Raw genomic sequence first — 14,466 nt, forward strand, 5'->3', positions numbered from 1 at the left:
TACTTAATAGGCACAAAAAAGCCAGCTACATCAGCTGGCTAATTAAACTTTACGATAGAACAGTTCTACTTGTTCTTAACTGCCTCAATAAAGGTATTACGCGCTGAACGTGAACCGGCATACTCTGCTTCTTCTACTAACTTCAGTGCTTTTTCCACTTCGTCTCTAGACACCATATCTTCGATAAGATTGTTATAGAAAGATTCGGTTTCAGGTAGCATCGCTTTTTTCAGGCTACGACTGTCTACTGCTACCGCATTCGCAGAGTTACTGGATGATGTGACTGCTGCGGCGCTAGTTGCACTAACAGCCGCTACACTGGCATCGTTTGATGGTGCCGGTAATGGTTCCTCTTTCTTACCACCAAACCATGCATTATCGGAAAAAACGGTAGAAGCAGAAGAGTTAAACGCAACACTAAGCATACCCATTACAGAGTGCGGAATTAATGGATCAGGTAATCCAGGATCGGCCTTAGCTTGAGCTTTTGCGTAGGTTCTCGCAGGGTGAACAATTTGAGTCTTCTCGCTTAGTGATTGGTCAGTAGTATAAACTACCATATACCGCTCACGCTCCTCCGGTAAACCTGAAGCCAAACGAACTTTAAATGAACCAGCTAATACGTTCGGTTTAAAGTGTTTTGCTTCAACATACTTAAAAAAGTCTGATGGCAGCACACGTAATACTTGGAAATTTTCATTCAAAAGCACAACGGTTGGAGCAAAAACTGTCTCTCCAATTTCTGCCTCTAAAGTTACTGGAATGTCTTCACCTAAACGCGGCAACTCATAAGCTACGATAAAGCTTTTTCCAGAGTTAAACTGAAAAGCCTGCCTAGAGTTATCGATTGCTTCTTCAGATTGGTAATCATAGTTAATCGATTTGAAATCAATTTGCTCGAAACTATTACAACAAACTGGTGCAGCATCTAATGTGCGCTCAGTAACAAGCGTATCAGCGTAAAGATAGCGAGTATCGGCACTACCAGATAGCAAAGAGTCATCTGTTCCCGAACTACATGCAGCTAAACCGACCATCGACGCTAAAACTACAACACCAAGTTTAGTTCCCATTACTACCTCCTAAAAAACTAAAAGACCCTTAAAATAGAGTATTTTAAGGGTCTTGACTAGCGTTCTAACTAATTAAGTTAAAATGCGGTGTTTACCACCAAGCTTCAACTTGAGCGCCGTACATTAGGTCATTTTTCTCTTGAGCCATGTCGCCACCGAACTTCGCTACGAAGATACGGATTTCAGGACGTGCCCAGAAGCCACCTTTTTCTTGAAGAGGAGACCAAGCTTGAGCTAAAGCAACCTTATTAAGGTCAGCACTTTCGCTCATCCATGGGTCTTCAGCATTGTAGTATGCTGCTTCAAGGATTGTGCTCATAGTGTTGTTCCACAAGTAACGTGGACGTAATGTTACGCCGTAACGAGTACCATCGCTCTTGTTGTTGTCACCCGCATCGTCTTGATCAAGTTGCGAGTAAAAAGCAGACCAACCCATATCTACATTGCTACCAAATTTAACCACACCGTGGTCAATGATACGCCATGATTTACGACCTAAGTCACCGCCGCCGCCAACATTGTATGAATCACCTAGGTGGTTGTTCATACCGTAACCTGACCAGCCATAACCTTCAGTAGAGTATTGCGCTACTAATTTGTTAAAGCCACCAGGTAGGCCTACAGCCCATTCAGCAGTTAACTGAACGCCAGTTTTGTCGTTGTAGCTACCTTCAGTAGTTGCGTCTTCTTGAGCATCGCTCAAGTTCGCTTTACCACCCATAGCGATTAGGTCAATAGAACCTAAACCGATATCGATACCGCTTAAACGAACATCCAATTGTGGAGTTGAAGTGTATGGGTTGCTGCTATCAGCACCACCAGCTACGTCATGCCATTTGTTATGACGAACAGCAATACCTAGACGAGCGAAACCTACATCGATGCTATCAACACCAGCGCCGTAACCAGAACCATTTACGTAGTACCAATCGTTGATGTGAACATCTTTACGACCGTAGTAACGGTTACCAGCCCAGATTTCTGTGCCGCTAGCCATAGTGTACTTAGCGTAAGCTTCACGGAAAGATAGACGTTGACCAGACCATGGGTCAGTCGCTTCGCCTACACCTTGCCATGAGTTACCGCGTTGGTCGGTATTACCTTCTTGAGTGCCGTAAGCAACCAAAGTGTGAATAGAGAATTTTTCACCAGTATTACGTTCAACAACATTTTGGCTCAAAGATAATTCAGCGTAAGTATCACACTCATCACCTAAACGACCAACAACGTGAGCGTTAGGGCCACCGTCGCCATAACAGTACTGTGAACCACCGTCAGCGTTCAAGCCGAAGCCCGCACGGAAGTAACCATTGAAATCAAGAGCGAAAGCGCTTGAAGATATTGTTGCCGCAGTAACTGCAACAGCAAGTGTTTTCAGTTTCATAATCCTTTCCTTTTCCTTTAGAACTACTAAGTCCCTTACCTTTTTAAGTAAGAGCCAGCGGTGCATTTGTTAAGAGTGCTTATATCCGCTAACTGAGATGGATTATAGGGAGGCTGCACAGACACAACTTTGAACCTGATCACAGAATGCTTTTTCTGAAAATCGCTTGAAAACAGGGGTTTCACAGCTAAAAACAAGCTGTGGATCACATCATCAAATGACCATAAGAAAAGCCATGAAAATGCTTTCAATCACAAAGAAAAGGCTTTCAGTAGGTTAATTACTAAAAAAATAGGAAATATCGACTAATATTTAAGGTTAAGGTATAAAAAAAGTAATTTTTTTACACGACCTTGAAACCCTTTTCAAAGTTCCATTTAGGTTTCATTAATGTGATATAGATCACCAATAAAAGTGGAACTATTTCCAGTTCATTAGCTTAAACATCTGTTTCCACCGCTCAGGTCGGGGACAAACAATGCTGATATTCTGCTTTGTATAGGGATGGGCAAAGCTTAATTGATTAGCAATTAACCATAAACCGGCATGGTTCAAATCACGGAATAAGCGGTTATGGCGGCCATCGCCATAAGTGGTATCACCGATGATGTGATGACTTAAATGGTGCATATGTCGACGAAGCTGGTGCTTTCTTCCAGTTTCCGGTTTAAGTTCCACCAAACTGTAACGAGATGTTGTAAATTTTCCTGAGGGGTATGGAAGTTCAGATTTTTGTAAACCTTTATAGCGAGTAATGGCTGATTGAGCAGGCTTATCCTGCTGAGCTTTACCGTCTACCATTTTATCTAGCTTTTCTTTTAGCGGGTAATCGAGTACATGTTCACCCTCTATATAGCCCCTCACCACAGCAAGGTAGGTTTTCTTTATTACATGTTCGGCAAATAACACTGCTAAATGTTTCGCAGCTTCTGAAGATTTAGCCATTATTAGCACACCGCTAGTCGGTCGATCTAAACGGTGAACCGGGTAAACATATTGGCCCAGCTGGTCACGTAGCATTTGCATCGCAAATTGAGTGGCTTCTTTGGCAATCCAACTTCTATGAACAAGTAAACCCGCAGGCTTATAAATCGCTGCGTAATGTTCATCTTGATACAAAATATCTAACTCGGCGGGAATGGGCTCGATGTGATCTTCAGCAGTTTCAATAATGTCATTCATTGAGGAAAGCACTCATCAAAAGCCTTGATACTGGTGAGTAACTCACCAGTATCAATATCTAATTGTTTAACAGACTCTTCGGCATAAGGGTATATGTCGACTTTCTGCGGTAATTGACTACCAGATTCTATCAACGCATGCATTCGAGGGATGAGTATGAACTGCAACCACTGCGGCAAACTTAAGGTATCAACACAAAAAGGTTGTGAACTTGCGAGAGCGGCTGCACTTGGCTCAGACATTTGCCAACAATTACATTTCTTGAGGCTGGTTTCTAATTGATTTAGGCACAGTAAAACAGAGTCAGGCATAACTAAAAGAAGCTTCTATTAAAAGCAACATTGTAACACTGCTTTACACAGCTGGCACCGTTAAGCCTATTGATTGCCCTAAAGCCTATAAATGTGGATACTTACGCCACATTGATGACTGAAGTCTAAGAACATGAAAAAAATAACTACATTAAGCGAAATCCTCCAGCTCTCGGGGAGTGAGCTACGCGTTTATGAAATGGGTCGACAGATACATCACATATCCAATCAAGACTTCTATCAAATAGAAACATCAAAACAGCCCTACCCAGCCCCTATTCAGCAGCATGCCCGCTTTGCCTTATGCTTTTGGCAAAAGCAGCAATCTGATACACCTTATATATGGTTTCTACAACTTCCGGTTGATGAACAAGGCTTTATTAACCTAGGAGCGCGTGATCAGTTTATACAACTAGTGATTGATGCAATGGGTCATCAACTCAACCAAGAACCGACGGAAGAGCAACAGCAGGCATTAGCCAACAATCAATACATCTACAAACCTATCGAAGAAAAGCTGGCATATTTTAATGCTGTATATAAGAAAGACTGTCAGTTACCACCTTCAGAGCATTACCTAGCCGTTCGCCGTTACTTAAGTGCGGATAGCTCATGGGATAACTGGCAAGCCCTCGCTCTGCAAGGTGTAGCAGATGTTATTGCGCGTTTAGATAGAGATGAGAATAGTAAATTATTAAGTGCTGCATTCCATAAGTTGCCCATTGAAGTGGCCAATAAAACGCTAGAGTTGCTAGAACATGCCAGCATCGATCAACAACTGAGCCAATGCGTAGCCCAAAGCCATGCTGAACAATTAGAAAAAGATGAAGAATTAGCTAGCCTATATTTAAGAGCCTTAGCTGGGTCGTCAGTTACTCAACAAATCAACAAATCCATTATGCTTCAGTTAGAAAATGCGGCGTCAATTCATAGCTTTATTGCAGTAGCTGGTCGTTTGTGGCAACAACTCGCTGAACCAAACATGCTTAAAGCGTTTCTCGAAGCCTTATCCAAACAACAAGATCCTGAGTTGTTTCAACAGATCTTTACTGACTTAGTATTTATTCCAAGTCTACGTAGTTTTGTATTGGCACAGCTTAGAGATCCGAGTAACTCCCCAGAGCTACAAGTCGCTATTCAGCAGCTACTAGACTTATACCAAACACCTGTCCGCCATTAGGGAAACATAGATGTCTCAACAAATTGTTCTGTTAGCCATTAAATCTTTAGTGGATGATAATAAGCAACCTACTTTAGCTTTAGTAAAAGGCCGTTTAAGTTCTCGACAACCCATGCCATTGGTCATTGAGGCAATAAATGCCTATAAACGTGACCCTAGTATTATTGAGGGTTTGACCCCAGCAGAGCCAACTGTTACTCCTACCAATACTCTATCTTTGGAAAAGCGCGTTGCAGAGCTTGAGTCTCAAGTAGCAATTTTACTAAAACGCGTAACGCAACTAGAAGCCAGCCACTAAGCATGTATTTAACGACCATAGAGTTTGAGTGTTATGCAGATACCACTATTAGCCAAGCTGAAAAAGCCATAAACCAAGTACTCGATTGCTGGCGCTATAACGGACAAATTATTGGCCGAGAATTCCCAGTGGTAATAAAAGACGCAACCTTTAGTACTCGAGTAGTTTGCCCTGAAGAAAATAGTTTGCTAGAAAGCCACCAAAGCGCACAGGTTAAACGTGCTAAACAAGCCTTGAGTGATGTAGGTTTACTTAGCCCAAAAATAAAAAGTTTGGGCCGAGATATTAATTCTGATGACAGCGACTTATGTGAATCGCCCTCTTGGCAAGTGCTGTACACCAACTATTTACAAAGCTGTTCACCGCTGCGTTGTGGCGACCATTTCACACCTATTCCTTTGTATCACCTACCCGCAGTAGCCAATGGCGATCACAAACAATTAGTAAAATGGCAAGAGGACTGGTCAGCTTGCGATCAATTACAAATGAATGGCAGCATTCTTGAACATGGTGCACTAGTGGAAATGAGCAGTACCAAAAGTCGCTTGTTTAAACGTGGTAGCGACTTATGCAAGCGGCTGGAATACCTCACTAAAACCCCCACCTACTTATACTTGTATCGCGTTGGCGGTGAAAGCTTATCCGCTGAGAAGGCTAGAGCTTGCCCAAGTTGTGGAGGCCAATGGAGATTAGAAGAGGTTGAGCATGATATATTTGATTTTAAATGCGATAGCTGTCGCTTGGTGTCAAATATATCATGGGATTTCAAACGTTAACTCGCTAGGGTCAATTGGGTTAAAAAGTCGTCTAAGCTACTCGCTAATACACGGTCGATGCCTTTACCCAATTGCTCTAACACCACTTCACCCGAATCATTATTGATACTCACAACCTGCATTTCATCGTCAGTACTAGCAATAAATACGGTCTCATTCTGCTTTAATCTGCGTTGCATTAACACATGGCCAATAATGTTTTCGAGTAGCATATCGAAATCTTGTTCATTCCAAGCTTGTACCAGCTCAATACGATTATTTTGAAAATCAACCGCTAGAGTTTCAGAAAAGTAATCACCATAAAACGCTCGAATACTGGGGTGAAGAGTTAGCTCAAGCGCAGCTTCAATCCCAGAAAAATCCCCAGTTTGCTCCCTTAGTACCGGGTGCCAATGTATTTGCTCATCAACAGGCTCACCCACGGTACAAGGAGATAACCAATCGTTGTCGTATTCAACTTGTGGATAAGACGAATTTTGCCACTCACGCTCAAACTTGGAAAAAACTGCTGTTAAAGGCTTTGATATCACGCTGCTCATAGATGTGTTTCACTTAGAATTGAGATAGACTAAGCCTAACCAATTCGATGTAACAACACCATGAAAAAGCAGCCCCTAAACACTTCAGAACAATTAAAAGACAGTTTGAGCCTCGGTAAACCTACCGACTATATTAGCCATTACTCACCCAGCTTATTGCAAGGTGTGCCACGTACACTTAATCGCCAACAAATACGCCTAGACGAAAGCCAAGACTTGCCTTTTAATGGTTACGATTTGTGGAATTTATACGAACTATCGTGGCTAAACGATAATGGCTTACCTGTTGTTGCAGTAGCTGAAGTTAAAATTGCTGCTAGTTCGCGTTGCTTAATTGAATCCAAATCTTTCAAACTCTATTTAAACAGTTTTAATCAAAGCCACTTTAGTGACTTTTCTGCTGTAGAGAAAATACTTGAAAAAGATTTAAGCCACTGTGCTGAAGGTGAAGTAGAGGTGACTATTTTGCCCATTTCAAGCGCAATGGATAACTCAGCGATGCCTGGCGATAATATCGATAATCAAGATATCGCTATCGACAACTATGAACTGGATCCAAGCTTGTTAGAAAACGCTTGCGACCACCATCAGCGAGTAACGGAAACACTAAACAGCCATTTGTTAAAATCTAACTGCTTAGTCACTAATCAGCCAGATTGGGCCAGTGTTTACATCCATTATAATGGACCTAAAATTGAGCAAGAAGCGCTGCTTCGCTACCTAATATCATTTCGTCAGCACAACGAATTTCACGAACAATGTGTGGAACGTATATTCACCGACTTAATGCATTATTGCCAACCCAGCAAGCTTACTGTTTATGCTCGATATACGCGCCGCGGCGGCTTAGATATTAATCCTATGCGAAGTAACGATCCTGAAGCTACCGCTCGCTTAGGAAATTGGCGCTTGCTTCGTCAATGAGGATATTTAGTTTCTTGAAAGCACATTTTAGTATTTGGCGTTTATTGGCTTTAATCTGCGGCATACTGTCGGCTAATACCCAGGCTTACGAACATGGATTTGTACATGTTCCAAAAGCCTTAGAGCCGCTACGCCAATTACTCATTGCTAACCCTAGAATGTGTCTACAACAAACTAAACAGCGCTTAGAGCAACAGCAAAACAGCACCAAACAAAGTCCTGAGTCGAAGAGCATTGAACTGCTCACATTACAACTTGGCGCGCTTTGTTCTTATCGTATTAGCGATACCAAGCAAGCTCAGAGCTATATTGACCACGCCATTTATCTAGCAAAACAACAACAGCATCAAGCCCATCTAACCCAAGCCTATATTATTGCCGCGTTGGTATTAAGTGGCGATCCCAACAGAGCTGTAGAAACTAGAAGCTACATTGAATTAGCGCAATCTAATCTTGAAAAGCTAAAGATTTTTCCACTGCCAAACATGCGCTTCCAGTTACAAAAAGTACTGGCGTTGTTTTATCAAAGCCAAGGTAAAAGCAACGAAGCTAAAAGCTACTTATTAAAAGCAAAAGAAGAAGCTTACGCCAGTAAATCAGTCATATTAAGAGCTTGGTCAGAAGCTTTGCTAGCCAACTACTACCTAATAAACAACCAGCCAGAATTAGCACTAAGTCATTTAAGTGAGGCTGAACTTGATGACGCGGATGTAAAAACCAATGAAGCTTTACTCCTAAGCAGCTTATTAAAAGCCAATATTGCCCGAGTATATTTAGGCCAGGGTGAGTTGGCCATTGCGGAACAAATTCAACAAGATGCCATCGCATACGCAGTAACACTTGGCAACCTAGACCTACAAGCTGAGGAGATCGCTACTCTTGGCAACATGGCAGAGTTGACTGGCGATATTGATGCAGCTTTAGTGCACTACCTCAACGCTAAAGATATTGCCAAAGCGAATAATAACCTCCATTTGCTAGCCGATGTAGAGCTGCAATTAGGTCAAACCTATATGGAACTATCGAATTATACGCCAGCTTTAGTGCACCTTCAGATTTCACGGCAGCTTTATACCACTTTGAATCAACCCAATAAGCTATTACGCAGCCTTTTACTATTGGGTGAGCTACACATCAACAATAAAGAGAATGGCTTGGCCATTTTGCAGCTGGAAAAAGCCGAGCAACTCGCCAATACCATGGGCTTAACCAGCAGCCACAGTAAAGTGTATAAGTTACTCACTCAAGCTTACGAAGAAAATGGTAACTACGCCCTAGCCTTAGAGCAATTTAAGGTTTATCACAGCTTAAATCAGCGTTATCAGCAAATTCGAAATGAGTTAAAACGAGAACAATTCAAGCAACACTATCAATATATAGAACAAGCCCAGCAGCTATCTGATTTAACTCGAGAAAAAGCCATTATCTCGCAACAAAGTAACTTTCAGCAGCTCATTTTAGTATTGGTCTGCGTTTTTGGCATTATGCTGCTGTTCTTATTTTTAGTCACAAGACAAAAGCTATTAAGCCGCAATGCATCACTCAAAGAGCTGAAGTTAAAACTTAATCACCACCCTATTACCGGTTGGCAACAGTTAGCGCATAGTGAAACACCTTTACTGTGCTTGCGCGATAATCAAGAAAACAAACAGCAGCCCCGTATTTTGCTTATGTTATCTATCGAAAAAATCGGTTTAGTAAACCATCAAACGCTGGGCTTTAAATCTCATCGGGATTTAATCAAGTTGTTCGTTGAAGAGCTTATTACTGATTTAGACGGCGATTTCCACCTAGGGCACATTAACGATAAGCAAATTGTATTGTGTATCGAGCAAGGTCGTAATACGCCTCAAAAACTGAGTCAGCATTTAAGTGAGCGCGCTGAAAAATGCGCTGAAACGCAAAAAATTGAACTAATCTTAGCTATTGGTAGCTGTATGTTGCCATTTTTAACTAAAGCTGAAGATGCAATTGACGATATAGGTATGACTGAAGTTGTATGGTTAGCTCTTGAAGGTGCTCAGCAACTCTGTACACAAACAAATAATAATCAGTGGGTCGAGCTCACTGCAATGAGTGGATCACACGCCGCATTCTTTTGTAGCGATGTGACTCAAGATGTAAAACAAGCCATTTCTAAAGGCTTGGTGAAAGTAAATGCATCTGCTGATAAGAGCCTCATTAATTGGTAAACTTTTGATAACACTCAACTACAATTAATGACTTGTTAGTATCTGTAGTTATCGAATATCTCGTGTTATGCTAAATTTTTATGTTAGGCACGCTAGGATGTATTGGTTTTAACGATGAGCGATATCATCACTATTAAGAAGCGACTTGCGTTGGTGAGAAACGAAATAGACAGTTCCAACAACAATCCTTCAGACCAAGATGCAAAGGTTAGAATGGAAAAAAAAGCAATAAGCCAGCTAATTTCACGCCTATCAAAAATTTGTTATGGCCTAGACGAACAGCTCGATCAAAAACTTCAACAACTTATCGAAGATGTTGAACAAAACGATGACCTGTCGGCTATCTCTCAATACCAAAACGAATTAGATGGCTTATTTAAACAACACGGCGAGACTTTAAAAACTCTACTCGCTCATAATCAACGAATCATTAAATCTTCTGGTGAATCTTTAAAACGCATTAACGGCTTACCGCCCCAGCTGCGTCGCAAACTCACTGATTTTTTGGAACAAGAACCCGCTTATTCACATGGCGATAATCAGCAACGCTTAGAGCAGCTGTTAAATTACTATTATCAAGCCTTACTGAACAAGCCAGCTTTTGGTGGAGCTCCAGCAGGAAGCACCGATAATGTTGCATCAGTAAAACCCAAAGAGAGTGTGCTTAATAGTCGCTTACACAAGCGAATTTGTGATGACCTACAGCGCTTAATTACTGAGCTTGATTACAGTGGCGATGTTGGCACCAAACTTGGCCAAGTACGTTCCGATTTACTGGTAGGTGTAGAGCCTGATGAACTGCCAAGCATGTGCATTAAGGTTATTCAGCTCGTCATTGAAGGTAGCCGTGAAGAACGCAAGGCCTCGCAAGAGTTCTTGTACTCATTAAACGAAAGTTTAGGAGGGGTTCACGATCAGTTTAATGACTCACTAAGCCAATCTAAATCAATTCATAAAGATCAAAAGCAAAGCGATGGCTTACTTAAAAGCCGCTTGTTAGAGTTGGGAGCCGAAGTACGTTCAAGTAACGACTTAGACGCCCTAAAAAACTCAATTCAAAGCCGACTGATTCAAATTGCCGACGTCTTTAAAGAAAAAGAACAACTAGAGCAAAAAACTACAGATTTACTCGAACAACTGACTGATGTTGAGCTAAAACTACGCTTAGTGCGTGAAGAAACTCACGAGTACAAAAAGCGCTTAAATGCTCATAAACATAAGCTATTTATCGACAGCCTCACCCAGGTCTACAACCGCGCAGCTTTAGACGAACGCTTGGAACTCGAGTACAAACGTTGGAAGCGTTACGGCTACAACTTAGGCATGGCAATTATTGACATCGACCACTTCAAATCTATTAATGATAAGTTTGGGCATATGGCTGGTGATAAAGCGCTTAAGGTGATTGCCCGGGCCCTACAAAATAATTTACGAGACACAGACTTCTTAGCTCGTTTTGGTGGTGAAGAGTTTGTGTTACTTATGCCAAATATCTCGCCCGACGCTGTACTAGTGCCTTTAGATAATATTCGAGAGCAAATAAAAGCCCTCCCCTTTAGATTTAAAGACCAACAAGTATCGATTACTGTTTCTATTGGTGCAACCCTGTTCAAAGAAAGCGACAAGCCCTTAGATGCTTTTGAACGCGCCGACCAAGCCTTGTATGAATCCAAGAGCAGCGGCCGTGACAAAGTTAACATAATCAGCTAGTTAGTTTCGACTAAAGAGGAATAACACAACGCTTACATCACACCTCACGCTATACTGTAATATGCAAATTGCAAAATTACCCGTGAGGTGTTGATGATTACCCATATAAATCCTGTAGGCAGTATGAACTTACTGTCGAAGCTTGAAGTAGACCAACTCACCTTAAGTGCCTCCGAAGATATTTATCTCCTTTATAGAAACTGTAGTCTTGCTGTGCTCAACTCTGGTAGTAAAACAGATAGCAGCCGAGAAATTTTAGAGCGCTACAAAGATTTCGAAATTAACGTCCTGAGCCGCGAGCGAGGGGTTAAATTAGAACTTGCCAATGCGCCAGAAGATGCTTTTGTAGATGGCGAAATTATTCGTGGTATTCAAGAACACTTGTTTAGCGTGTTACGTGACATTCTCTATGTCTCTAACGAAATCAAAGAACAAGCTCATTTAGATCTAAACCAATCATCCCACATCACCAATTTAGTGTTTTCAATGCTGCGTAATGCGCGGGTTATCCATCCTCGCACCGAGCCAAACTTAGTTGTTTGCTGGGGTGGTCACTCTATAAATGCAGTTGAGTATCAATATACTCGAGAGGTTGGCAGCCAATTGGGTTTACGAGAGTTAAATATTTGCACCGGCTGTGGGCCTGGCGCCATGGAAGGGCCAATGAAAGGTGCTGCGGTAGGCCACGCTAAGCAACGGGTAAATGATGGCCGTTATATTGGCTTAACAGAGCCAAGTATTATCGCCGCTGAGCCACCTAACCCTATCGTCAACGAACTCATCATATTGCCCGACATTGAAAAGCGCTTAGAGGCATTTGTTCGTATGGGGCATGCCATTGTCATTTTCCCAGGGGGCGCAGGAACCGCTGAGGAGCTGCTATACATACTTGGCATTATGATGCACCCAGAAAACGCCCGCCAACCGCTACCGATAGTTTTAACCGGCCCTAAATCTAGTGAAGAGTACTTTAAAAGCATTGATGAGTTTATTGGCGAAACTTTAGGCCATGAAGCTCAGCAACGCTATCAAATCATCATTGACGATTCTGCTCGAGCAGCTCAAGTCATCAAACAAATGATGCCAAAAGTGAAGGATTACCGCCGGGCGATAGGCGACGCTTACTCTTTTAACTGGAGTTTAAAAATTGACAGCGATTTCCAGCATCCCTTTGAGCCTTTACACAAAAATGTTGAGAAGCTTAACTTACACTTTGATCAAGCGCCGCAAGATTTGGCAGCAAATTTACGGCGCGCATTCTCTGCCATTGTCAGTGGTAATGTCAAAGATGAGGGAATAAAACAAATCGAAAAACATGGTCCTTTTATTATTGACGGCGACCCTAAAATAATGAAAATGTTAGACAAACTACTACAGGACTTTGTTGCTCAACATCGAATGAAACTTCCCGGTAGCCACTATGAGCCTTGTTATAAAATAGGTAAAGCAAAGTGATAGCCCCTTGGCAACAGGGGCATCAGCGTGGCTAAGCAACTGGTCATTATTGATGCCTTAAACTTGATTCGTCGTATTTATGCGGTGCAGCAGCAACGTACACCTGATGCATCCTTAGCCAAAGCGACAGAGCAAGCACTAACCAGCGCCTGTAAGCGAATCATCACAACTCTAAAACCGTCACATATTATTGCCGTGTTTGACGGTGACCGCTGTGCTTGGCGCGAAGACCTATATCCCGCCTATAAACAAAACCGCTCGCCAATGCCAATAGCGCTCGCCGAGCAACTTGAAACGCTAAAAGACCATTTACTAGACATAGGCATCGACTCCATTTCAGCCCCTAATGAGGAAGCTGATGATATTTGTGCCACCCTAGCCAGTAAAGCCGCTAAGGCGAACTACCCTGTTACCATTATCTCAACAGATCGTGGTTACTATTCGTTGCTTGCCCAAGGTATAAGTTTGTACGACTACTTTCGCCGCGATTATGTATCTATCGATGAGGTTGAAACAAAGTTTGGTATTAGAATAAATCAGCTCGGTGATTACTGGTCTTTAGTCGGCATTAACAGCGTAAACGTAAGTGGTGTTCCGGGTGTTGGCAATAAAAGCGCTCAAACGTTATTGGAACGCTACACTAACACCGCAGATATCCTCGCAGAAGCCCAACCAGACAAGTTAGTCGCCAAAGTACAAGCCAATAGTAGTGCGTTGTTATTAGCTAAACAGCTTCTTAGTCTTAAAACAGACTTAAAACTAGGCTTCTCTCTCAAGCAGCTTCGCTATCAAGCTTCCACTCCCTAAGCCTCATCGTTCACTACCAAGTATTTGTTAAACCTTGAATAAGGTTATTTGGAATATTGGATATTCCAAATAAACCCTACCTTTTAGATAAGATTTAGATGATTTTATCTTTTAAAGGCAAATGCTAGATGTCTAATAATTCAACTCATATACAACGAAATGAATCGTTGCCAAAAAAACTCTTAAGGATTGGGATAAAAACCTGCAAAAGTCTTATTAAAACAGCTGCGGCCCTAGGTATTTTAATTGGCTCATCAGTGCTGCTATCTAAACTAGCAACTATTCATGGTAAAGCCTTACCAGAGGACTATTTTTCTCAAGGTTATCCAACCATCTTGAAGTTACTCGATTCTGAAATATTCATGGGTTTTGTCTTTTTCGTCACAGTGGCAATTTTGGTTTACCTTGCCTACTTATTCTGGTGCCTACATGAGGTCGCTGTACATAAAGCAGCCAAAATGTCGAGCGCCCATACCCAAATCATTTTTGCTCTTTCTCTATGTGGTTTATTCATCGATAAAACCTGGTGGGTACTCGCTATCATCATCGCCTTTGCGCGTTGGGACGTATTAGCTAAAGAGCTATCTAATATTATTCGCAATGGTCGCGCTATCACTAAGCGTGTGGAGGAATAA

General features: G+C 42.0%; 14 protein-coding genes. 9 read left to right on the forward strand and 5 right to left on the reverse strand.

Going from position 1 to position 14,466, the window contains the following annotated elements:
* Window positions 1-65: 65 nt before the first annotated feature.
* The 4 genes from Q4592_RS15795 to Q4592_RS15810 all read right to left on the reverse strand — a co-directional run bounded on the left by Q4592_RS15795 (window position 66) and on the right by Q4592_RS15810 (window position 3,950).
* A complete protein-coding gene (locus Q4592_RS15795) occupies window positions 66-1,073 on the reverse strand; it encodes a MalM family protein (protein WP_303514866.1) in 1,008 nt (335 codons plus the stop codon).
* Window positions 1,074-1,164: 91 nt separating this feature from the next.
* Entirely contained in the window at window positions 1,165-2,457 is a 1,293-nt protein-coding gene (locus Q4592_RS15800; protein WP_303514869.1) for a carbohydrate porin, read from the reverse strand.
* Between the two features lie 420 nt (window positions 2,458-2,877).
* The gene (gene truC / locus Q4592_RS15805) at window positions 2,878-3,639 is read right to left on the reverse strand and encodes a tRNA pseudouridine(65) synthase TruC (RefSeq protein ID WP_303514872.1); all 762 of its coding nucleotides are present in this window, start codon (window positions 3,637-3,639) and stop codon (window positions 2,878-2,880) included.
* Window positions 3,636-3,950: a YqcC family protein gene (locus Q4592_RS15810; protein WP_303514874.1), complete on the reverse strand. Its 315-nt coding sequence runs from the start codon at window positions 3,948-3,950 to the stop codon at window positions 3,636-3,638. The genes truC and Q4592_RS15810 overlap by 4 nt, the downstream gene beginning before the upstream one ends.
* Before the next feature lie 133 nt (window positions 3,951-4,083).
* Here Q4592_RS15810 and Q4592_RS15815 point away from each other — a divergent pair, with 133 nt between their 5' ends.
* Genes Q4592_RS15815 through Q4592_RS15825 form a run of 3 tightly spaced genes read left to right on the forward strand, consistent with a single transcriptional unit; the run spans window position 4,084 to window position 6,204 of the window.
* A complete protein-coding gene (locus Q4592_RS15815; protein ID WP_303514876.1) occupies window positions 4,084-5,130 on the forward strand; it encodes a DUF3549 family protein in 1,047 nt (348 codons plus the stop codon).
* Window positions 5,131-5,140: 10 nt separating this feature from the next.
* On the forward strand, window positions 5,141-5,428 hold the full coding sequence (locus tag Q4592_RS15820) for a hypothetical protein (protein ID WP_303514878.1): 288 nt from the start codon (window positions 5,141-5,143) through the stop codon (window positions 5,426-5,428).
* Between the two features lie 2 nt (window positions 5,429-5,430).
* Window positions 5,431-6,204 carry a Zn-ribbon-containing protein gene (locus tag Q4592_RS15825; protein ID WP_303514881.1) on the forward strand — a complete coding sequence of 258 codons (774 nt, stop codon included), beginning with the start codon at window positions 5,431-5,433 and terminating at the stop codon, window positions 6,202-6,204.
* Here Q4592_RS15825 and syd read toward each other — a convergent pair.
* Window positions 6,201-6,743 (reverse strand): SecY-interacting protein, encoded by a 543-nt coding sequence (gene syd / locus Q4592_RS15830; RefSeq protein WP_303514882.1) that lies wholly within the window; start codon window positions 6,741-6,743, stop codon window positions 6,201-6,203. The two genes, Q4592_RS15825 and syd, sit on opposite strands and share 4 nt — an antisense overlap.
* 60 nt (window positions 6,744-6,803) lie before the next feature.
* Between syd and queF the strand changes: the two genes are divergently transcribed.
* The 6 genes from queF to Q4592_RS15860 all read left to right on the forward strand — a co-directional run bounded on the left by queF (window position 6,804) and on the right by Q4592_RS15860 (window position 14,466).
* Window positions 6,804-7,667 (forward strand): NADPH-dependent 7-cyano-7-deazaguanine reductase QueF, encoded by an 864-nt coding sequence (gene queF / locus Q4592_RS15835; RefSeq protein WP_303514885.1) that lies wholly within the window; start codon window positions 6,804-6,806, stop codon window positions 7,665-7,667.
* Between the two features lie 14 nt (window positions 7,668-7,681).
* The gene (locus Q4592_RS15840) at window positions 7,682-9,859 is read left to right on the forward strand and encodes a hypothetical protein (RefSeq protein WP_303514887.1); all 2,178 of its coding nucleotides are present in this window, start codon (window positions 7,682-7,684) and stop codon (window positions 9,857-9,859) included.
* Window positions 9,860-9,973: 114 nt separating this feature from the next.
* Window positions 9,974-11,569 (forward strand): GGDEF domain-containing protein, encoded by a 1,596-nt coding sequence (locus Q4592_RS15845; protein ID WP_303514889.1) that lies wholly within the window; start codon window positions 9,974-9,976, stop codon window positions 11,567-11,569.
* 93 nt (window positions 11,570-11,662) lie between these two features.
* On the forward strand, window positions 11,663-13,024 hold the full coding sequence (ppnN, locus tag Q4592_RS15850; protein ID WP_137672835.1) for a nucleotide 5'-monophosphate nucleosidase PpnN: 1,362 nt from the start codon (window positions 11,663-11,665) through the stop codon (window positions 13,022-13,024).
* A 27-nt stretch (window positions 13,025-13,051) separates the two neighbouring features.
* The gene (xni, locus tag Q4592_RS15855; protein ID WP_303514891.1) at window positions 13,052-13,831 is read left to right on the forward strand and encodes a flap endonuclease Xni; all 780 of its coding nucleotides are present in this window, start codon (window positions 13,052-13,054) and stop codon (window positions 13,829-13,831) included.
* A gap of 257 nt (window positions 13,832-14,088) precedes the next feature.
* On the forward strand, window positions 14,089-14,466 hold the full coding sequence (locus Q4592_RS15860; protein ID WP_303514894.1) for a magnesium transporter: 378 nt from the start codon (window positions 14,089-14,091) through the stop codon (window positions 14,464-14,466).

It is taken from the genome of Agarivorans sp. 1_MG-2023, from assembly GCF_030548385.1.
Taxonomy (GTDB): domain Bacteria; phylum Pseudomonadota; class Gammaproteobacteria; order Enterobacterales; family Celerinatantimonadaceae; genus Agarivorans.